This is a genomic window from Embleya sp. NPDC005971 (assembly GCF_040629175.1).
Lineage (GTDB): Bacteria > Actinomycetota > Actinomycetes > Streptomycetales > Streptomycetaceae > Embleya.
In genome coordinates, this window is sequence record NZ_JBEXUX010000115.1 from 1 (window position 1) to 20,045 (window position 20,045).

Genomic DNA, 20,045 nt, shown 5'->3' on the forward strand with positions numbered 1-20,045 from the left:
CCGCCGGTGACCAGCGCGGCGGCCAGGAACGGACCGGCGTTGGACAGGTCCGGCTCGACGACCATGTCGCGGCCGAGCAACGCGCCCGGGGCGACCCGCCACACGTTGGGCTCGGCGTCGTCCACCCGGGCGCCGGCCGCCCGCAGCATGTCCACGGTCATCGCGATGTGCGTCATCGAGGGCACCGAGCCGCCGGTGTGCCGAATCTCGACACCGAGGTTGAAGCGCGGCCCGGACAACAACAGTGCGCTGACGAACTGCGACGACGCGGAGGCGTCGATGTGCACCACGCCGCCCTCGACCCCGCCGCCGCCGAGCACGGTCATCGGCAGCCGGGCCTCGCCCTCGTCGTCGATCCGGGTGCCCAGGTCGCGCAGTGCGTTGATCACGCCGTCCAGCGGGCGCTCGTACGAGCGCGGGTCGCCGTCGAAGCGCACCGGCCCGTCGGCGAGCGCGGCCACCGGCGGCAGGAAGCGCATCACCGTGCCCGCGTTGCCGCAGTCCACGGTCGCCGGGCCGGAGAGTCCGCCGGGCAGCACGTACCAGTCCTCGCCGCGGTCCTCGATCACCACGCCGAGCGCACGCAGGCCGGCCACCATCAGCGACGAGTCGCGGCTGCGCAGCGGCCGGCGGATATAGCCGGGACCGTCGGCCAACGCGGCCAACACGAGGGCGCGGTTGGTCACCGACTTGGACCCGGGCACCTCGACGGTGGCGGTCACGGGAGCGGAGGCAACGGGGGCAGACCACAACGCAGACATCACGTGGCAAGCCTAGTCCGTTCGCCGACCCGGCCCCGATTCGTTTTCCGTACGTGGCACCCTGGACGCCATGTGTGGCCGGTATGCGTCCAGCAAGAGCCCCGATGACCTCGTCGAGATCTTCGAGGTCGATCGGTTCGACCCCGCGGACGAGCTCCCTCCCGACTGGAACATCGCGCCGACCAAGCAGGTCTACGCGGTCCTGGAACGCCCGGTCGAGTCCGGCGGCGCGCCCGCCCGGCAACTGCGCCCGATCAAGTGGGGCCTGGTGCCGTCCTGGGCCAAGGATCCCGGCATGGGCGCCAAGATGATCAACGCGCGGTCCGAGACCGTGCACGAGAAGCCGGCCTATCGCAAGGCGTTCGCCGCCCGGCGGTGCCTGTTGCCGGCCGACGGCTATTTCGAATGGCACACCCCCGAGACCGCGCCGGACGGCCCCAGGGGCGCCTCGCGCAAGCAGCCGTACTGGATCCACGCGGCGGACGGCGCCGAGGTGGCCTTCGCCGGGCTGTACGAGTGGTGGCGCGATCGCAGCCGGGCCGACGACGACCCGCTCGGCTGGTTGTGGACCTGCACGATCCTCACCCTGGACGCGGATCCCGAGCTGGCCCGGATCCACCACCGGATGCCGCTGGTGCTGACCCGGGACAAGTGGGACGGCTGGCTGGACCCGGCGTGGACCGAGCCGGAGGAGATCCGCGGGCTGCTGGTGCCACCGCCCACCGGGTTCATGACGGCACACCCGGTCTCGACGGACGTCAACAACGTCCGCAACAACGCGCCGCATCTGCTCGAAGCGATTCCCGAGGACGAGGTCACCGTTGACGCGACGCTCTTCTGATCGGGTCGATCCGCTCGGCTCGACCGCCGCGACCGACTCCACCGGCCCGACCGACCCGGCGGCGGTGGGCGCCGGGGGCCGGTCGGCGGGCGACGCCGGGCCGACCGAGGTGTTCGAGGTCACCACGCCGGTCGGTGCCGCGCGGGTGACCGTACGGCGCGCCACCGCGGTGCCGGCCCGGGCGTGGTTCGTGGCGAGCCACGGCGCGGGCGGCGGGATCGAGGCGCGCGACCTGGCCGCGCTCGCCGCGGCGCTGCCCGCACGCGGCATCCACGTCGCCCTGGTCGAGCAGCCGTGGCGGGTGGCCGGTCGGCGACTCGCCCCGGCGCCGGGGACCTTGGACGCGGGCTGGCTTCCGGTGCTCGCCGAGATTGCCCGGCGCAACGCGGTCGAGGGCCTGCCGGTGTTCGGATCCGGCCGCAGCGCGGGCGCCCGGGTCGCGTGCCGCACCGCGGGTGAAACGAATGTGGCGGGTGTGGTCGCGCTGGCCTTCCCGCTGCATCCACCCGGACGGCCGGAGCGTTCGCGCTTGGCTGAACTGCTCGGCGCCGGCGTGCCGACCCTGGTCGTCCAGGGCGAACGTGACTCGTTCGGTGGGCCGGACGAGTTTCCGGCGGACGGTCCGACCCTGCTCCGGGTGCCGTTCGCGGACCACGGATTCGCCGTTCCCAAGCGCGCCGCGATCACCCAGGAAGCGGCGTTGGCCCTGATCACAGCCGGTGTCGGCGATTGGCTGGTGGCCGCGAGCACACGGGAATGATCCGTGTCGGCGACGTGTTCCCCCAACTGTCAAGCGTCGACGAGTGGAGGTCGCTCCCATGCTCAAGGCCGCCGGTTCGGTTGTCCGAAACGAGGCACCGTTTCTCGCCTGGCCCGAGTGGGGTGCGGGCACCGATCAGCCTCGGGCGATATCGTCGACACCTGGCTTGAAGGAGGTGGGTCTCGTACCGGAGACCTTGGAGCAGCAAGACGCGCGGTTCGAGCGGGACGCCCTGCCGTTCCTCGATCAGTTGTATTCGGCGGCGCTGCGGATGACCCGCAACCCGGCGGATGCCGAGGACCTGGTCCAGGAGACGTTCGCCAAGGCGTACGCGTCGTTCCACCAGTTCAAAGAGGGCACCAACCTCAAGGCCTGGCTGTACCGCATCCTGACCAACACCTTCATCAACTCCTACCGCAAGAAGCAGCGGCAGCCGCTGGAATCGCATGCGGAGGAGATCGAGGACTGGCAGCTCCACCGCGCCGAGTCGCACATGTCCACCGGACTGCGCTCGGCCGAGGCGCAGGCACTCGACCACCTGCCCGACTCCGACGTGAAGACGGCCCTGCAGGCCATCCCCGAGGAGTTTCGGATCGCGGTGTACCTCGCCGATGTCGAGGGCTTCGCGTACAAGGAGATCGCGGACATCATGGGTACTCCCATCGGGACCGTGATGTCGCGCCTGCACCGCGGGCGACGTCAGCTCCGCGATCTGCTGGCCGACTACGCCCGTGAGCGCGGCCTCGTCCCCGCAGGCACCGACCGGAAAGGCTCGGACTCATGAGCTGCGGTGACCACCACGAGGTGGACTGCTCCGAGATCCTCGGGCACCTGTACGAGTACATCGACAACGAGTTGGCGGACGCGGACTGCACCAGCATTCGCACGCACCTCGACGAGTGCTCGCCGTGCCTGGACAAGTACGGCCTCGAACAGCAGGTGAAGGAGCTGGTGCACCGCTGCTGCGGGCGCGACGAGGTCCCCTCGGAGCTGCGCAACAAGGTGCTGGAGCGGATCAAGCTGGTGCGCGTCGAGGTGGACGCCCAGCGGGTCTCGGTCGAGGAGACCGCGGTCGAGATAGAGCGCCCGGGTCGCGCCTGATCCGAGCGGGCCGGCGAGTCGATACGCCGGCCGTTTCGAACGGATTCGAACGAGCCGTCGATTCGGATGAGCCACTGACCCGAACGAGCTAAAACCGGGGCGCATGGCCGGGACAAACCGGTCATGCGCCCTTCGGCCGTTACCCGGGCGGCCTATTCTCGGTGGTCCGAGCGACCAGCCGAGGAGTCGCATGCGCACGCTGCCGCCGAGCGCCCGGATCCACGCCGGGATCGTGGTGGGCGGGTCCGTGCCCGCGCTGATCCTGCTGTCGTGGTCCGGTGTGGACATCGATCGACTGGGCGCGTTGGCGGTGTTGTTCATCGCCTTCGGGGCGGTGGCCCGAGCCCGACTCACCGGCCTGTGCGGCGCCCCCGACGGGGCGCTTTTTCCGTTGGTGTGCGCGGCGGTGCTGCTGTTGCCCGCGGGCGCCGCCGCGACGGTCGCGCTGCCCGGCGTGCTGATCGCGCGGGCGGACACCGCCGACCCGGTCACCCGTGTGGTCGACGCCGCGCATCTGGTGCCGGCCATCGCGGTCGCCTCCCGGGTCTACGAACTCCTGGACGGGACGCGTTACCTGACCGCGTCGGAGTTGCCCGCCGGGCTGTTGCCGACGGCCGCGGCGGGACTGGCGCTGTATGTGGTGAGCGGCGTGCTGGACACCGCGTTCCGGGCCGAGACCCAGGGCGCCGGCGGACTCCCGGTGTTGCGCGAGGTGTTCGTGCGCTCGGCCGGTTGGCGACTGGGCTCGGTGCCGATCGGGCTGATGATGGCCGTGTTGTGGCAGCAGCGACTGGGCGTGTTCGCGGCGGTGTTGGTGCTGCTCCCGCTCTACGTGGCGTTCTGGGCCTACGCCCAGCAGGCGCAGGAGCAGGCCGCGCACGAGGCGACCGTACGCACCCTGGTCCGGGCGGTGGAGATCAAGGACGGCTACACCCGAGGGCACAGCGAACGGGTGGCCCGGGCCTCGGTGTTGATCGCCCGCCGGCTGGGCATGCGCGAGGATCGGGTGGTCCGGCTGCGCTACGCGGGCATCCTGCACGACGTCGGCAAGTTGAGCGTGTCCACCCGGGTGCTGACCAAGCCGGGCAGGCTGGACCCGGAGGAACTGCGCGAGATGCAGCGACACCCGGTCAGCGGCGCCGAGATGGTGGCCGGCCTGACCTTTCTCGGCGAGGCGCACGCGGGCATCCTGCACCACCACGAACGCATGGACGGGCGCGGTTATCCGGCCGGTCTCGCCGGTGCCGAGATCCCCGAGTTCGCCCGGGTGATCGCGGTCGCGGACGCGTTCGACTCGATGACCTCGACCCGCTCGTACCGGCCCGCGCGCGGGGCGGACGCGGCGATGGCGGAGCTGCGCCGATGCAGCGGCACCCAGTTCGACCCGCGCATGGTCGAGGCGCTCGCACAGGCGCTGGCCCGGCACGGCTGGCCGGAGGCCGAGGTGCGGGACGGCGAGGGCGAGGTGCGGGTGCCCGCGCCGCGCGGGCAGTCGCGGGCCGACACCCACTCGGTGGCCCGCGGGCGGGTCGGCGGCGGGTCGTGACGACGACCGGGGCCCGGGCCGAACCGGCGGCGCCGGCCACGCGGTTGCGCGCGTACACCGGCACCGTCGTGCTCGTGCTGGGCGCGCTCGCCGCGGCGGTCGCGGTGGCCGTCACCGCGGCCGAGGGCGTGGTGCAGCCGTCCTACGCCCTGGTCTTCGGCACGGTGATCGCCGTCGGCGAGACGGCCCGGGTGACGTTGCCCGGCAACCGGGAGACCGCGCCGCTGGGCGCGGCCGGCGCGCTCGCCTACGCGTTGCTCCCGGACGTGCACGGCACGGTGTCCCGGCACGGTGTGCTCCAGGTGGTCGCGGTGGTCGCCGTCGCGCTGCTCGCGGGCACCCTGCCGCACGTCGCGCGCGGTCGGGCACCGGCGCCCGCGTACGTCGCCCGTCGGGTGCTCGCGGCGGGCTTCGCGGCGACGTTGTTCCGGCCGATGTACGCGGACGGTGGGCTCGACGCGGTGATGGGGCACGGGTGGGCCTACGGCGGCTACCTGGTCCTGGTGGTGTTGTTGACCTCGTTGTGCGACGCGGTGGTGGCCGCGATGGCTCGGGTGGGTCGTGCGTTCCGTCCCGCGCTGCTGGCCGAATTACGGGCGCTGTGCGCGGGGCTCGGCCCCACCGAGCGGATCGGGCCGGACGGCGAGGACACCGGACGGGCCTGCGGGCTGACCGGGATCGGCACCGCGGTGGGCGCGAGCGGCATGTTGATCGCCCTGTCCGCCGGCGCGCTGGGCCTGTGGGCGGTGCCGGTGTTCTGTCTGCCGTCGTTGCTGGTGCTGCTGTCCTTTCGGCGCTACGCCGCGATCCGGCTGGTGCATCGGCAGACCGTCGACGCGCTGTCGCGGCTGCCGGAGGCGGCCGGGTGCGGGTCGCCGGGGCATGCCGCCCGGGTGGGCGATCTCGCGCACGCGGTCGGGGTGGACCTGGGGCTGGGCGAGCCGGAACTGCGCGAGTTGCGGTCTGCGGCCGGGATGCACGACATCGGGCAACTCGCGTTGGCGGAACCGGTGCCCGGCGGCACCACGCTGAATCTGCCCGAGGCCGAGCAACGTCGGATCGCCCGGCTGGGCGCGGAGGTGATCCGGGAGAGCGGGGTGCTCGATCGGGTGGCCGGCATCGTGGCCGCGCAGGCCGACCCCTACCGGGACGCCGGGGGCGGACCGCCACCACCGCTGGCCGGCCGGATCATCAAGGTGGTCAACGCCTACGACGACCTGATCACGACGAGCGACGACCCGCGTTCGCGGCCCGAGGTGTTGGCCCGGCTGCGTGCGGACGTGTCCGGGGCCTACGACCCCCGGGTGGTCGAGGCGCTGGCGCAGGTGCTGGAACGGACCGGCTGAGCCCTCGGATCCGGGACGGGCCCGCAGGCTCGGACCAGGATCGCGGGAGGGCCTTGTCGGCTCGGACAGCCGCCGGGGCCGGATTCCCGTGATTGGATTTCGAGCGGGCGTCATCGCGCCCGATCCGCGCTTCACCACGGCCCGACCCGGGCCCGAAGGAGGAACGACGATGGCCGAGCAGGTCCTGGCGGAGATGGTGGCCAACGTGGCCAAGGTCGTCGCCCACGAGGGGGACACGGTCGAGGCCGGCAGCACTCTGGTCATCCTGGAGTCGATGAAGATGGAGATCCCGGTGCTCAACGAGTTTCCGGGCACCATCGCCCGCATCAGCGTCGCCGAGGGCGACGTGATCCAGGAGGGCGACCCGATCGCGGTGATCGAGTAGCACCCGGCGCGGCATCGCGTCCGGGTACTCGCGCCGGCCCGACCGCGGGGGTCAGATCGACGTGAGCACTCCGTGCTCGACGCACTTGGCGGTCCAACCGCGCGGGGTCACCTGTACGGTCATCCGCCGTCGGCACCGACCGCAGTAGCGCGGGGGTTCGAGTTCGCGGCGCCGCACACAGTCGTCGTGCGCGGCGCCGGCACGCTGTTCGCCGCAGTGGTCGCAGAAGGCTGCATCGGTGCTCACGGCCGTAGATTACGGCCTGGGCCCGGGCGGCCGGAGCGGACCCGGCCGGACCCGGTTTCGACGAACGGTCCGCCGGCCCGACGAACGGCGGTGTCCCGCTCGGTTCTACGGGGCGGCGCGCAGGTCCTTGAGGTAGCAGATCAGTTCCACCTCGGGCACCGGCCACCAGTCGCGCTCGGGCGCGCGGTGGAAGCCCATCCGCGCGTAGAGCCGGTGTGCGGCGCGCATGTCCCACACGGTGGAGATCGCGACGGCGGTGAAGTGGTGCTTGCGGGCCCGCTCCAGGCACGCCTCCACGAGCGCCTCGCCGATGCCGCGACCGCGGGCGGCCGGGCCGACCGCGAGCATCCGGAACTCGCCCTCGCCCTCTCGGGAGACCTCCGCGTAGGCGCTGCCGGGCAGCACGAAGGCCACGGTGCCCAGGATCTCGCCGCTGCCCTCGTCCACCGCCACGAGCAGTTCGGAGTTCTCCGCCCGATGCGCGGCCTTGCGCAGATCGTTCACGTAGTCCTGGTCGGCGGCGACCAGGCCGGCGTAGCCCGCGACGGTCACGTCCCCCACCGCTTCGTACTCCTGCGGGCGCGCCTGGCGGATGTGGACGCCGGCGGGAGCGGGGTGGTGGTCGTGCGGTCGGGCCGCGGCGGAGGCAGGAGGATTCATAGCCGTCCAGTTTACGCTGCCGATCACACGCCCATGGTCGTGCGCGGGTAGACCGCCTCCGGATCGGTGAGCACGTTCAGCAGGTAGGGCACGCCGGAGTCGAACGCGCGACGCAGCGCGGGGGCGATCCGTTCGGGGCGGGTGATCGTCTCGCCCGCGCCGCCCAGCGCGCGCACCACGTCGTCGTAGCGGGTGCCCGGGGCCAGGTCGGCGGCCACGTCGTGCCCGTACAACATGCGCATCGGGTGTTTCTCCAGCGCCCAGCAGCCGTTGTTGCCGACGATCAGCACCACCGGCAGGCGATGCCGGACCAGGGTGTCCACGTCCATCAGCGAGAAGCCCGCCGCCCCGTCGCCCAGCAGCAGCACGACCTGCGCCGAGGGGCGGGCCAGCCGGGCGCCCAGCGCGTAGCCCAGGCCGGTGCCCAGGCAGCCGTACGGGCCCGCGTCGAGCCAGCCGCCCGGGCGGGCGGGTTCGATGTACTTGCCCGCGAAGGACACGAAGTCACCGCCGTCGCCGATCACCACGGCGTCCTCGTCGAGCAGGCGGAGCAACTCGCCGTGCACGCGCGCCGGATGGATCGGCCGGCCGGCGCTGCCCAGGAGCGGTGCGTCGGACTGCGCGGCGGTGCGGGCCGCGTCGCGCACGTGCGTGGCCCAGATCCGATACATGCCGACCCGGCCGACCCGCTCCCACGCGGTGGTCAGCGCGTCGAACAGCTCGGTCAGGTCCGCCGCGAGGGTCATCGCGCAGTGCGCGTGCGGCGCCGAGCCCGCGGGGGCGTCGGTCAGGTGCACCACGCGCGCGGAGGGCCCGCCGCCCTGACCGCCGAAGCTGCCGTAGCCCAGTCGGAAGTCCAGCGGCGCGCCCGCCACCAGCACCAGATCGGCGCCGCCGAGCGCGGTCGTCCGGGCCCGGCCGGCGAGCAGCGGGTGGCCGGCGGGTAACACGCCCCGGCCCATTCCGTTGGCCACCACCGGTATCCCCATGGTCTCGGCGGCCCGCCGCGCGGCCTGTTCCGCGCCCCCGATCCACACGTCCTGGCCGAGCACCAGCACCGGTCGGGCCGCGCGGGCGAGCAGGTCGGCGACCGCGGCGACCGGATCCGGGTCGGGGAGCACCGGCGCGGGCGGGGCCGGGCACGGCAGCGATACCTCCGCGCGGTCGTAGAGCACGTCCATCGGCACGTCCAGGAAGACCGGCCCCCGGTGCGGGCTGTTCGCCAGGGTCAGCGCGGCGTCCACCTCGGCGGTGATCCGGTCGGTGTCGTGCACGGTCGCCGCGCGTTTGGTGATCGGGGCCAGCAGCGGCGGATGGTCCAGCTCCTGGAGTGCCCCCGAGCCCCAACGAAACGCCGGCGCGCGGCCGCCCAGCACCAGCATCGGCGAGCCGTTGAACCAGGCGGTGGCCACCGCGCTGATCCCATTGGTGACGCCGGGCCCGGCGGTCAGTACGGCCAGGCCGGGCCGGCGGGTGAGCTTGGCGGTCGCCTCGGCGGCGAACACGGCGGTCTGCTCGTGCCGTACGTCCACCACCCGCAGCGGCGCCTCGGCACCGACCGCGGCGTCGTAGAGCGGGAAGACGTGGCCTCCCGACAGGGTGAACATCGTGTCGATCCCGTGCGCCCGGGCGGCGGCGACGGCGAGCGTGCCACCGTGCCCCTCGACCGTTCGGTCGGCGTGGTCTCGTTCCTCGGCCCCTCGTGGTGCGCGCATGCCCGACCTCCGTCGCCGCGGACCCGGCGGGCCCCGTGCCGCCGGGAAATCTATCCGCGTGCGCTACCGGGCAGTAAGAGGCGACCGCCGACGGCTCCCGGTCCGGGTGGGGCCGTCGGCGGTCGGGGTGTGGCTACAACGTCTGGTTGAGCGCCTTGACCGGCATGCTCAGTTCCTTGAGCAGCTCCAGGTCGGCGTCCGCGGCGCGACCCAGGGTGGTGAGGTAGTTGCCGACGATCACCGCGTTGATGCCGCCGAGCAGGCCCTCGCGGGTGCCCAGGTCGCCGAGCGCGATCTCCCGGCCGCCCGCGTAGCGCAGGATGGTCCGGGGGAGGGCGAGCCGGAAGGCGCCGATGATCTTGAGCGCCTCGCGCGGCTCCAGCACCTCCTGGTCGGCGAACGGGGTGCCCGGGCGCGGGTTGAGGAAGTTCAGCGGCACCTCGTCCGGCTCCAGCTCGGCCAGTTGACCGGCGAACTCGGCGCGCTGCTCGGCCGACTCGCCCATGCCGACGATGCCGCCGCAGCACACCTCCATGCCCGCCGCGCGCACCATCCGCAGGGTGTCCCAGCGCTCCTCCCACGTGTGCGTGGTGACCACGTTGGTGAAGTACGACTTCGCCGTCTCCAGGTTGTGGTTGTAGCGGTGGATGCCCATCTCGGCGAGCTCGTCGACCTGCTCCTGGGTGAGCATGCCCAGCGACGCGGCGATGTTGATGTCGACCGCCTCGCGGATCGCCGCGACGCCCTGGCGCATCTGCTTCATCAGGCGCTCGTCCGGGCCGCGCACGGCGGCCACGATGCAGAACTCGGTGGCGCCGGTCGCGGCGGTCTCCTTGGCGGCCTCCACCAGCGAGGGGATGTCCAGCCACGCGGCGCGCACGGGGGAGGGGAACAGACCCGACTGGGAGCAGAAGTGGCAGTCCTCGGGGCAACCACCGGTCTTGACCGACACGATGCCCTCGACCTCGACCTCGGGCCCGCAGTGTCGGACCCGGACCTCGTGCGCGAGCTGGAGCAGTTCTTCGAGGCGGTCGTCCGCGAGCTCCAGCACGGCCAGCACCTGCTCGGCGCTCAGCCCCCGTCCCTCGTCGAGGACTTGGCGCCGGGCCACGGCCAGGATGTCGTCGTTCACGGTCTGCGTACGGTCACTGTCGAGGGTTTCCGTCATGTCGCTCACCTTGCGGTCGGATCCTGTATGGCGCGGAACGCGGCCGGATCGAAGGTACCGCCCAGAGCCGGCGACAAACTCGCGCGGGCCGTGAGCAGGAAGTCGGCGGGGTGCAGCGAACCCGCGCCGGCGGGCAGCACACCGGCCAGCGGACGGGCGGCCAGGGTCTCCAGATCCCGGACGTTGCAGCGCATCGCCAGGTCGGGCTCGGTGGGCCAGGAGCCGATCACCACGCCGACCAGGTCCACCCCCCGGTGGGCCATCGACTCCAGGGTGAGCGCGGTGTGGTTGAGCGTGCCCAGGTCGGGCCGGGTCACCACGAGGGCGCCGGCCTTCAGCTCGTGGGCCAGGTCGGCGATCGTGGTGCCCTCGTCGTCGAAGCGCACGAGCAGGCCGCCCGCGCCCTCGACGACGACCAGGTCGGTCTCCTTGGCGAGCGCGCGGACCCGGTCGGCGACGCCGTACAGGTCCACCGGCGGCAGGCCGGAGACCCGGGAGGCGGCGGCGGGGGAGAGCGGGTCGGGGTAGCGCGAGTACTCGTGCAGGTCGGTCACCCCGGCCAGGCGCCGCACGTCGGCCAGGTCGCCCGCCTCGTTCGGCCCCACACCCGTCTGCGATGCCTTGACCACGGCCACCGTGCCGCCGCGCACGGCCGCGATCGCGGCGACGGCCGCCGTGACGATCGTCTTGCCCACCCCGGTGTCGGTACCGGTCACCACGAGAACGCTCATGGCCGGTCAGCCTAGGGCGTGTCCCCGATCCCCGTCGGGCCCAGGCAAGGACCTTGGGCCCGCGGCCGGCGGACCTGTGGCCCCGGGCAACCCCCGCGCCGGTGGGGCACCATCGAGGTGGTGGGCATGCGGCTCGGCGGAGCGGCGTGACTCGCCACACAGCGGCCCTCTGCACGGGGCTGTGGGAGCGAACGGCATTCCTCCGGCGATCGGCCGGGCGGCCCGGGTGGACCCGGACCGTCCGGCCGATGGCATGCGGACGGGCGAAACGCTCGGCCCTACTCCTGCGGGCGGCGCAGTCGGGCGACGAATTTGTACCGATCCCCCCGGTACACGGATCGCACCCACTCGACCGGCTCACCTTCGGTGTCGAAGCTGTGCCGGGACAACAACAGCAGCGGCAGCCCCACGTCGGTGCCCAACAGACCGGCCTCGCGCGGGGTGGCCATCGCCGTCTCGATCGTTTCCTCGGCCTCGGCCAGGTGCACGTCGAAGCCGGCCGACAGGGCCCGATACAGCGAGTTGTGCTTGGCCAGGTGCTTGCGCAGGCCCGGGAAACGTTTGGTGGACAGATGCGTGGTCTCGATCGCCATCGGCTCGGAGTTGGCCAGCCGCAGGCGCTCTATCCGCAACACGCGGTTGCCGGGCCGGATCGCGAGCCGCTCGGCGAGGTGGTCGTCGCAGGTGATGTAGCCGATCTCGATCAACCGAGAGGTCGGCTCCAGGCCCTGGGCCTGCATGTCCTCGGTGTAGGAGGTGAGCTGCAGGCTCTGCGCGACCTTGGGCTTGGCGACGAAGGTGCCCCGGCCCTGGGCGCGCTCCAGCCGGCCCTCGATGACCAGTTCCTGGAGGGCCTGGCGCACCGTGGTGCGGGAGATGTCGAACTGCGCCGCGAGGGTGCGTTCGGGTGGCACGGGCGTGCCCGGTGGCTGGGTGTTGGTCAGCTCCTGAAGATGGCGCTTGAGGCGGTAGTACTTCGGCACGCGCGCGCTCGGTTCGAGGCCGGGGTCGCCTCCTGCCGTCGCACTGTCCGCCGCGGTTGTGATCGCGTGTTCCGCCGTCACCGGTGCCCTCCTGACACGTTCGGTCCCCATCGTGGCACGACCACCGATCCCCCCAGGACCAGGAGTGCGGATGTCGGTCCGATAACGGCGTGAGTTCGCCGTCTACGGAACCTTGACACCCCAATTGGTCTATGCCAACCTCCGAAATGGTCTAAACCATTGATGGTCACCGCGCAACCCTCGTCCCTGGTGCGTCAGTGTTTTCCCATTCGAGCCCCCTCCCCAGTGGGGGGCTCGGTCGGTCCGCGCACCTCACGGATCCGACGGGGGACATCGGCAACTCCAAACCGAACTGCGGTGCCCGACATCCTGAGGAGGATGTAGTGAAGCGTCGTCTTCTCGTCGCGGCCGGTGTCGCGGCGGCGCTGACCGGTGTTGCCGCCTGTGGATCCGACAGCAGCGATGACAAAAAGGACACCAAGCCTGCGGCGTCCGCGCCGAACGCGCCGGCCGCGGGCAACGGCAAGACCGTCCGGGTCTGGCTGATGAAGGGCTCCGCGCCCGACGACTACATCGCGGCGCTCAAGGCGAAGTTCGAGACGGACCACCCGGGCGCCAAGCTCGACGTGCAGATCCAGCAGTGGAACGGCATCGGCCAGAAGATCACCGGCGCGCTCGCCAGCAACGACGCCCCCGACGTGATCGAGGCCGGCAACACCCAGATCGCCCAGTACGGCGCCTCCGGCGGCCTCAAGGACCTCAGCTCCAAGGTCACCGAGCTCGGCGGCAAGGACTGGCTGACCGGTCTGTCCGACCCGGGCAAGGTCGACGGCAAGACCTACGGCATCCCGTTCTACGCCGCCAACCGCGTCGTGATCTACAACAAGGACCTCTTCGCCAAGGCGAGCGTGCAGCCGCCGAAGACCCGCGCCGAGTGGATCGAGACCACCAAGAAGCTCAACAGCGGGGACCAGCAGGGCATCTACCTGCCGGGTCAGAACTGGTACTTCTACGCCGGTCTGCTCAAGGACGAGGGCGCGGACATCGCGACCAAGTCCGGCAGCGCCTGGAAGGCCAACCTGGACGGCGCCCCGGCCGTCGCCGCGTCTGCCTTCTACAAGGAGCTGCAGTCGTACGGCAAGGCCGCCAAGGACGGCGACGAGAAGACCCAGCCCGAGGTCGTCGCGGCCGACGGCGGCAAGATCGCCCAGTTCATCGCCGTTCCCGGCGAGGCCGAGACGATCATCAAGTCGAACCCGGCCCTGAAGGACAAGTTCGGCTTCTTCCCGATCCCGGGCAAGGACGCGAGCAAGGCCGGTGCCGCGCTGACCGGCGGTTCCGACCTGATGGTCCCCGAGGCGTCGAAGAACCAGGACCTGGCCTACGACGTCATCAAGCTGATCAACAGCGACGAGTGGCAGACCAAGCTCGCGCAGGCGACCAAGCAGCTCCCGAACAAGAACACCCTGGGCGGCGCGGTCACGGCCGACCCGGGTGGCGCGGCGATGATGGAGGGCGCGAAGAACGGCTTCGCCACCCCCAACTCGCCGAACTGGGCCTCGGTCGAGGAGAACAACCCGATCAAGGCCTACCTCACCAAGGTGATGACCGGTAACGACGCCGCGGCAGCCGGCAAGGAAGCCAACACGTCGATCGAGAAGACGCTGAACACCAAGAACTGACCTGACGCAGGCACCCGGACCGCCGAGCGGTTCGGGTGCGGCGCAGCCGGACCGAACGGCCGGTTTCCGCCGCGGGGCACCTTCTCGCGGCGGGACCGGCCCGGCCCACCCGGCGCGGCCCGCCGGCGGACCCCCGTCGCCGGCTCCGCGCTCTCGCCACGTCCCGCCACCGGGCCGGACGGGCCGCAGACCCCCGACACCGAACAACGGGAAGGCAGCTGTGTCAGCCTCCAAGGCAGATGCGGTGGTCGCGACACCTACGCAGCCCCCGCGCAACCAGGCGCCCGCCGGCGTCAGACGCGCAACGAAGCCCCCACGCAAGCCGTCGGGGATCGTCAAGTCGGTCACCCCATACCTTCTTGTCGCGCCCGCGATCCTCGGGATCGTCTTCCTGCTGTTCTATCCGGTGGTCCGGAACGTCATGTTGTCGTTCCAGCATTACCGCTTCAAGCAGCTCATCTCGCGGTCGGCTGAATACGTCGGCTGGGAGAATTACCAGGAAGTCCTCAAGGACAGCGAGTTCTGGGAAGTCACCCGCCGCACGTTCTATTTCACCGCGGTCAACGTGGTGGCGATCATGATCGTCTCCACGCTCTGCGCGCTGATGCTGATGAAGCTCGGCAAGACCATGCGGATCGTGGTGCTGATCGGCCTGGTCGCCGCCTGGGCGACCCCGGTCATCGCCGCCACCACGATCTTCAAGTGGCTCTTCCGCTCGGACAACGGCGTGGTCAACTGGGCGTTGGTCAAGCTCGGCTTCGACTACGAGGGCTACACGTGGTTCGGGCACGCGGGCTCCACCCTGACGGTGGTCACCCTGCTCATCGTGTGGCAGTCGATTCCGTTCGCGACGCTGACCCTGTACGCCGGTCTGACCACCGTCTCCAGCGACATCTACGAGTCGGCACGGCTGGACGGCGCGGGTCCGGTACGGATCTTCCGCTCGATCACCTTCCCGATGCTGCGCCCGATCTTCGGGCTGGTGGCCTCGCTGGAAGTGATCTGGATCTTCAAGTCCTTCGCCCAGATCTGGGCGATCGCGGGTGAGAACGGCCCGATCAACGAGGTGCGCACACTGCCCGTGTACGCCTACCAACAAGGTATGTCGGCCAAGTTGTTCGACATGGCCGGAGCGATCTCCACGATCACCGTGGTGCTCCTCGCGATCATGCTCGTCTTCTACTTCCGCCAGATGTTCAAGCAGGAACGGGAGGCCGACAAGTGAAGGCGCGCACCCTGAAGCGGATTCCGCTCAATCTCGCGGCGCTGCTGGTCTTCGCCGTGTCGATCTTCCCGGTCTACTGGATGGTCCTCACCGCGTTCAAGCCGGCCAAGGACATCCAGTCGGCGACGCCGAAGTTCATCCCGAGCTCGATCTCGATGGACAACTTCAAGACCGCCGTCGACCAGCCGCACTTCTGGGACTACTGGCGCAACAGCCTGATGGTCGCGGGCGTCGGCGTGGTGCTGGCCCTGGTCGTCGCGTGCTTCGCCGCGTTCGCGGTGGCCCGGATGCAGTGGAAGGGCCGGGCGCCCTTCATCCTGATGGTGTTCATCGCCCAGATGGCGCCGTGGGAAGCGCTGATGATCCCGATGTACCTGATCGCGCGGGACAACGACCTGCTCGACTCGCTGCCGATGCTCACCGCGATCTACTTCGTGATGACGTTGCCGTTCTCGATCGTGACCCTGCGCGGCTTCCTCGGCGGCATCCCGGTCGAGCTGGAAGAGGCCGCCCGGGTGGACGGCTGTTCGCGGTTCACCGCGTTCCGCAAGATCGTCTTCCCGCTGTTGGCCCCGGGCCTGCTGTCCACGTCGCTGTTCGGCTTCATCACCGCGTGGAACGAGTTCGCGTTCGCCAACGCGCTGCTGCTGAACCGGCCGGAGCAGCGCACGCTGCCGACCTGGCTCAACTCGTTCAGCAACGGAATCACCATCGACTGGGGCGCCATCATGGCCGCCTCGACCCTGTTCATGCTTCCGGTTCTTGCGATCTTCCTGGTGTTGCAGGGCAAGGTCACCGGCGGGCTCACCTCCGGCGCGGTAAAGGGCTGATCGACCATGTCCGAACGTCTCGAGCGCCTGGCGCTCGCCGTCCTGCAGCCCGGATTCGACGGCCTGACCGCGCCCGGCTGGCTGCGCCACCACATCGCCGGCGGGCTGGGTTCGGTGGGCCTGTTCGGTCGCAACATCGCGACCCCCGAGCAGGTCACCGCACTGACCGAGGAACTGCGTCGGGAGAACCCCGACCTCGTCGTCGCGATCGACGAGGAGGGTGGCGACGTCACCCGCATCCACGTGAACACCGGCAGCCGCTGGCCGGGCAACCTGGCGCTGGGCGTGGTGGACGACACCGCGACCACCGAGGCGGTCGCGCGCGGGCTCGGCCGTGAGCTGGCCGCGTGCGGGGTCAACCTCAACTGGGCGCCGTCGGCCGACGTGAACTCCAACCCGGACAACCCGATCATCGGGGTGCGGTCCTTCGGGGCCGATCCCGAACTGGTCGCCCGGCACACCGCCGCGTACGTGAGCGGCCTGCAGTCGGCCGGGGTGGCCGCGTGCGTCAAGCACTTCCCCGGCCACGGCGACACCGCGATGGACTCGCACCACGGGCTGCCGCGCGTGGACGCCTCGCGCGAGACGCTGGCCGCGCGCGAGCTGGTCCCGTTCCACGCGAGCATCGCGGCGGGCAGCAAGGCGATCATGAGCGCGCACATCGTGCTGCCGGCCTACGACACCGAGTTCCCCGCGACGTTGTCCCGGACGATCATGACCGGGCTGCTGCGCAAGGAAATGGGCTACACCGGCCTGATCGTCACCGACGCGATCGAGATGGGCGCGATAGCCGACACCTACGGCATCGCCGACGGCACCGTGCGCGCGATCGCGGCCGGCGTCGACGCGGTGTGCGTGGGCGGCGGGTTGTGCGACGAGGAGACCGTGCTGCACCTGCGCGACGCGCTGGTGACCGCGGTCCGCGAGGGCCGGCTCGCCGAGGAGCGGCTGGTCGACGCCGCGGCCCGGGTCCACGAACTGGCCACCTGGGCCAAGGTCGGCGCGGCCGAACCGGTCGACTACGCGCTCGGCCTGGACGCGGCCCGCCGCGCGGTCCGGGTGACCGGCACGGTCGTACCGATCACCACCCCCGCGCACGTGGTCGAACTCTCGCCCACCGCCAACATCGCGGTCGGCGAACAGACCCCGTGGGGCATCGCCCCGGTCCTGACCGAGGCACTGCCCGGCACCACCGTCACCCGGGCCCGGACCGCCGAACCGCAGCTCGTCGACGACGTGCTACGCGCGGCGACCGACCGCCCCCTGGTCCTGGTGGTCCGCAATCTGGACCACCACGCGTGGGCCGGCGAAATAGCGGCGAGCCTGCTCGCCGCGCGGCCGGACGCCGTCGTGGTCGAGATGGGCATCCCCGGAGCTGCCACTCCGGGCGCCGCCCACCTCGCCACGCACGGCGCCGCCACGGTCTGCGGCATCGCGGCCGCCGAACTCTTGACGGGGCGACGGTTGGGGTGACCGGCCGGATGGCGGGATGACGGCTGCCGGGGCGACCCGGTGGGTCGGGTAGGGACGGTGGATCTGGTGGGCCTGGTGGGCCTGGTGGGGCGATGCGTCCGGACGTTGTGAATGCGTTCGACACGGTGCGTCCGGGCGTTGTGAACCGGGCCGACATCGGAGGGTCGGACACTGGAGTGGGCGGGGTAGGGGTGGGGCGGCGAGAATCCGCCTCGACCCGTGACGGCTCGCGATGCCGTCGCCTCGCCCGGTCGCCCTGCACCGCTGTCGCCTCGTCGCCTCGCGTCGCCGTCGCCTCGTCGCCGTCGCTTCGTCTCGACCCCGCAATTTCTCAACCTGGCAATGCTGCAATCGGCAAGAAATTCAACGGAAGGCCGCACCATGTCCGCCACCGACGACCGTGACGTCCTGGGACCCGACCGGGGCACCATCATGTCCGCCGAGATGGCGGAGCAGCCTGCCGTCCTGCGCCGGATCCTGGCCGAGGGCGCTCCGACGATCCGGGCCATCGCGGCCGAGATCGCCGCCCGGAACCCGCGCTTCGTGCTGCTGACGGCGCGCGGCACCAGCGACAACGCCGCGTTGTACGCGAAGTACCTGATCGAGGTGCTGCTGGGCAAGCCGGCCGGGCTCACCTCGATGTCGACGACCACCGCCTACGGTGCGGAGCCGGACCTGACCGACTGCCTGGTCGTGACCGTCTCCCAGTCGGGCGGCTCGCCCGACCTGGTGGCCTCCACCGAGGCGGCCCGCAAGGCGGGCGCGATCACCCTCGCGGTGACCAACAACCCGAATTCGGCCCTGGCGGCCGTCTCCGAGTTCCACATCGACGTGCTCGCGGGCCCGGAGAAGGCGCTGCCGGCGACGAAGACGTACACCGCGGAGCTGCTCGCGCTGTACCTGTTCGTCGAGGGCCTGCGCGGCGGCGACACGTCGCCGGCCGACCTGCTGCCCGCGCTGGCCCAGGACATCCTGGACCGCGGACACGAGGTCGCCGAGCTGGCCCAGCGATACCGCTTCGCACAGCGCCTGGTGATCACCTCGCGCGGCTACGGCTACCCGACGGCGCGCGAGGCCGCGCTCAAGATCATGGAGACCAGCTACATCCCGGCCCAGTCGTTCTCCGGCGCGGACCTGCTGCACGGTCCCCTGGCCATGGTCGACAACGTCAGCCCGGTGATCGCGGTCGTCCCCGACGGCAAGGGCGGCGACGCGCTCCAGCCCGTCCTGGAGCGGCTGCGCGGCCGCGGCGCGGACCTGATGGTGATCGGCACCGCCGACCAGGTCGGCCGCGCATCGGCCGGCTTCGTCCTCCCGGAGGGCGTGGCCGAGGAGGTCCAGCCGATCCTGGAGATCATCCCGCTCCAACTCTTGGCGTACGAGGTCACCATGGCCCGCGGCCTCGACCCGGACGCCCCGCGGGCACTGGCGAAGGTCACGGAGACGCACTGACGGTGCGTTTTGGGCGCCGGCGGACGCCGCGTTCTGCGCGTGGACGGCTTCGCGATGGGGGGCGGGTGGGGCCGGGCCTGGGTCGCGGGTGCGGCGAGCGGGTGGGCGGTGGTCGTAGGCGTGGCGTCGGTTCTTGTCAGGCGCCTTGGGTGTCGGCCCCGGAGGGGGTGAGCTTGCGGCTCGGGGCGGGGGCGAGTCGCAAGCCGGGGCGGGGCGGCGAGTGGGTGGGTGGGCCTGGGTCGTACGGCGGGCCCGAGGCCGGGGTCGCCGAACCGAGCCGAACAACGGACCGGGTGCAGGGTTCGGCTTGCGACCGGGGCCTTCCCGCTCGCTGCACTCGCGACCCCCGGCTCAGGCGTGGAGTCCGGCTCGCTGCGTTTGCGACGCTGGCTCGGGCGTGGGGTTGGGCTCGCGTCTCGGGCTTCTCGGCTCGCTGCGTTCACGACCCCGGCCTCGGGCCATGTGTCGGGCTGGGCTCGCGACCGGGGCCTTCCGGCTCGCTGCGCTCGCGACCCCCGGCTCAGGCGTGGAGTCCGGCTCGCTGCGTTTGCGACGCTGGCTCGGGCGTGGGGTTGGGCTCGCGTCTCGGGTCTCTCGGCTCGCTGCGCTCGCGACCCCGGCCCACGTGTCGGTTTGGGCTTGCGGCCCCGGTCCAGCGGCTCGCTGTGTTCGCGGTTCCGGCCCATGTGTGGGCTCGCGTCTCGGGTCTCTCGGCTCGCTGCGCTCGCGACCCCGGCCCACGTGTCGGTTTGGGCTCGCGGCCCCGGTCCAGCGGCTCGCTGCGCTCGCGGTCCCGGCCCATGTGTGCGTCTCGGGCCTCTCGGCCGCTGTGCTCGCGATCCCGGCGTGTCGGGTTGGGCTCGCGATCCCGGTCCAGCGGCTCGCTGCGCTCGCGACCCCGGCTCACGTGGCGGGTTCGGCCTGCGGCCCCGGCCCGCCAACTCGCTGCGCTCGCGATCCGCGTGCGGGGTGGCCCCCGACCGGGGCCTTCCGTTTCGCTGCGGTCGCGAGCCCGGCCCATGTGTCGGGTTGGGCTCGTGTGTCGTTGCACTCGCGACCCGGGCCCACCTGTCGGGCTCGACGCCGGGCGCGTGTCGGGCCGGCTCGCGACCCAGCGCC

General features: G+C 71.6%; 18 protein-coding genes and 1 pseudogene. 12 read left to right on the forward strand and 7 right to left on the reverse strand.

The genetic code is table 11. The features are described 5' to 3' along the window. Positions 1–761 (reverse strand): annotated as a pseudogene (locus ABZ374_RS46255) (3-phosphoshikimate 1-carboxyvinyltransferase); the annotation flags it as partial. Positions 762–831: 70 nt separating this feature from the next. On the opposite strand from ABZ374_RS46255, the gene ABZ374_RS46260 reads away from it, so the two are divergent. The 7 genes from ABZ374_RS46260 (at position 832) to ABZ374_RS46290 (ending at position 6,740) form a co-directional block, all read left to right on the forward strand. Further along, the gene (locus ABZ374_RS46260) at positions 832–1,602 is read left to right on the forward strand and encodes an SOS response-associated peptidase (protein ID WP_360324279.1); all 771 of its coding nucleotides are present in this window, start codon (positions 832–834) and stop codon (positions 1,600–1,602) included. A 145-nt stretch (positions 1,603–1,747) separates the two neighbouring features. Next, a complete protein-coding gene (locus ABZ374_RS46265) occupies positions 1,748–2,362 on the forward strand; it encodes an alpha/beta family hydrolase (protein ID WP_360324309.1) in 615 nt (204 codons plus the stop codon). Between the two features lie 148 nt (positions 2,363–2,510). Next, a complete protein-coding gene (locus ABZ374_RS46270) occupies positions 2,511–3,146 on the forward strand; it encodes a sigma-70 family RNA polymerase sigma factor (protein ID WP_063744985.1) in 636 nt (211 codons plus the stop codon). Further along, positions 3,143–3,463: a mycothiol system anti-sigma-R factor gene (rsrA, locus tag ABZ374_RS46275; protein WP_360324281.1), complete on the forward strand. Its 321-nt coding sequence runs from the start codon at positions 3,143–3,145 to the stop codon at positions 3,461–3,463. Before ABZ374_RS46270 ends, rsrA begins: the two co-directional genes overlap by 4 nt. A 190-nt stretch (positions 3,464–3,653) precedes the next feature. Continuing rightward, positions 3,654–5,009 carry an HD-GYP domain-containing protein gene (locus tag ABZ374_RS46280; protein ID WP_360324283.1) on the forward strand — a complete coding sequence of 452 codons (1,356 nt, stop codon included), beginning with the start codon at positions 3,654–3,656 and terminating at the stop codon, positions 5,007–5,009. Next, a complete protein-coding gene (locus ABZ374_RS46285) occupies positions 5,006–6,355 on the forward strand; it encodes an HD domain-containing protein (RefSeq protein WP_360324285.1) in 1,350 nt (449 codons plus the stop codon). Before ABZ374_RS46280 ends, ABZ374_RS46285 begins: the two co-directional genes overlap by 4 nt. Positions 6,356–6,524: 169 nt before the next feature. After that, a complete protein-coding gene (locus ABZ374_RS46290) occupies positions 6,525–6,740 on the forward strand; it encodes a biotin/lipoyl-binding carrier protein (RefSeq protein ID WP_360324287.1) in 216 nt (71 codons plus the stop codon). A 51-nt stretch (positions 6,741–6,791) separates the two neighbouring features. On the opposite strand, the gene ABZ374_RS46295 is transcribed toward ABZ374_RS46290, so the two are convergent. From ABZ374_RS46295 to ABZ374_RS46320, 6 genes are all read right to left on the reverse strand, one after another. Beyond that, a complete protein-coding gene (locus tag ABZ374_RS46295; RefSeq protein ID WP_360324289.1) occupies positions 6,792–6,986 on the reverse strand; it encodes a hypothetical protein in 195 nt (64 codons plus the stop codon). Between the two features lie 105 nt (positions 6,987–7,091). Continuing rightward, on the reverse strand, positions 7,092–7,646 hold the full coding sequence (locus ABZ374_RS46300) for a GNAT family N-acetyltransferase (RefSeq protein ID WP_360324291.1): 555 nt from the start codon (positions 7,644–7,646) through the stop codon (positions 7,092–7,094). A 23-nt stretch (positions 7,647–7,669) separates the two neighbouring features. Continuing rightward, positions 7,670–9,361 (reverse strand): acetolactate synthase, encoded by a 1,692-nt coding sequence (locus ABZ374_RS46305; protein WP_360324293.1) that lies wholly within the window; start codon positions 9,359–9,361, stop codon positions 7,670–7,672. 133 nt (positions 9,362–9,494) lie between these two features. Then, complete coding sequence (gene bioB / locus ABZ374_RS46310; RefSeq protein WP_360324295.1) at positions 9,495–10,529, reverse strand: biotin synthase BioB; 1,035 nt, start codon at positions 10,527–10,529, stop codon at positions 9,495–9,497. Positions 10,530–10,534: 5 nt separating this feature from the next. Further along, entirely contained in the window at positions 10,535–11,260 is a 726-nt protein-coding gene (bioD, locus tag ABZ374_RS46315; protein ID WP_360324297.1) for a dethiobiotin synthase, read from the reverse strand. A gap of 278 nt (positions 11,261–11,538) precedes the next feature. Continuing rightward, positions 11,539–12,306 carry a GntR family transcriptional regulator gene (locus ABZ374_RS46320; protein WP_360324311.1) on the reverse strand — a complete coding sequence of 256 codons (768 nt, stop codon included), beginning with the start codon at positions 12,304–12,306 and terminating at the stop codon, positions 11,539–11,541. A gap of 341 nt (positions 12,307–12,647) precedes the next feature. Here ABZ374_RS46320 and ABZ374_RS46325 point away from each other — a divergent pair, with 341 nt between their 5' ends. The 5 genes from ABZ374_RS46325 (at position 12,648) to ABZ374_RS46345 (ending at position 18,926) form a co-directional block, all read left to right on the forward strand. After that, complete coding sequence (locus ABZ374_RS46325) at positions 12,648–13,946, forward strand: extracellular solute-binding protein (protein ID WP_360324299.1); 1,299 nt, start codon at positions 12,648–12,650, stop codon at positions 13,944–13,946. Positions 13,947–14,166: 220 nt separating this feature from the next. Beyond that, positions 14,167–15,171 carry a sugar ABC transporter permease gene (locus ABZ374_RS46330; RefSeq protein ID WP_360324301.1) on the forward strand — a complete coding sequence of 335 codons (1,005 nt, stop codon included), beginning with the start codon at positions 14,167–14,169 and terminating at the stop codon, positions 15,169–15,171. Further along, positions 15,168–16,001, forward strand: a complete 834-nt coding sequence (locus ABZ374_RS46335) for a carbohydrate ABC transporter permease (protein WP_360324303.1) — start codon at positions 15,168–15,170, stop codon at positions 15,999–16,001. Before ABZ374_RS46330 ends, ABZ374_RS46335 begins: the two co-directional genes overlap by 4 nt. A gap of 6 nt (positions 16,002–16,007) precedes the next feature. Beyond that, positions 16,008–17,474 carry a glycoside hydrolase family 3 protein gene (locus tag ABZ374_RS46340; RefSeq protein ID WP_360324305.1) on the forward strand — a complete coding sequence of 489 codons (1,467 nt, stop codon included), beginning with the start codon at positions 16,008–16,010 and terminating at the stop codon, positions 17,472–17,474. Positions 17,475–17,855: 381 nt separating this feature from the next. Continuing rightward, positions 17,856–18,926: an SIS domain-containing protein gene (locus ABZ374_RS46345; protein WP_360324307.1), complete on the forward strand. Its 1,071-nt coding sequence runs from the start codon at positions 17,856–17,858 to the stop codon at positions 18,924–18,926. Positions 18,927–20,045: the final 1,119 nt, after the last annotated feature.

Bases quoted from the DNA above. Each gene is read 5' to 3' on its own strand.
- ABZ374_RS46260 (WP_360324279.1), top strand. From the start codon at position 832: ATGTGTGGCCGGTATGCGTCCAGCAAGAGCCCCGATGACCTCGTCGAG.
- rsrA (WP_360324281.1), top strand. From the start codon at position 3,143: ATGAGCTGCGGTGACCACCACGAGGTGGACTGCTCCGAGATCCTCGGG.
- ABZ374_RS46280 (WP_360324283.1), top strand. From the start codon at position 3,654: ATGCGCACGCTGCCGCCGAGCGCCCGGATCCACGCCGGGATCGTGGTG.
- ABZ374_RS46290 (WP_360324287.1), top strand. From the start codon at position 6,525: ATGGCCGAGCAGGTCCTGGCGGAGATGGTGGCCAACGTGGCCAAGGTC.
- ABZ374_RS46300 (WP_360324291.1), bottom strand. From the start codon at position 7,646: ATGAATCCTCCTGCCTCCGCCGCGGCCCGACCGCACGACCACCACCCC.
- ABZ374_RS46305 (WP_360324293.1), bottom strand. From the start codon at position 9,361: ATGCGCGCACCACGAGGGGCCGAGGAACGAGACCACGCCGACCGAACG.
- bioB (WP_360324295.1), bottom strand. From the start codon at position 10,529: ATGACGGAAACCCTCGACAGTGACCGTACGCAGACCGTGAACGACGAC.
- bioD (WP_360324297.1), bottom strand. From the start codon at position 11,260: ATGAGCGTTCTCGTGGTGACCGGTACCGACACCGGGGTGGGCAAGACG.
- ABZ374_RS46340 (WP_360324305.1), top strand. From the start codon at position 16,008: ATGTCCGAACGTCTCGAGCGCCTGGCGCTCGCCGTCCTGCAGCCCGGA.
- ABZ374_RS46345 (WP_360324307.1), top strand. From the start codon at position 17,856: ATGTCCGCCACCGACGACCGTGACGTCCTGGGACCCGACCGGGGCACC.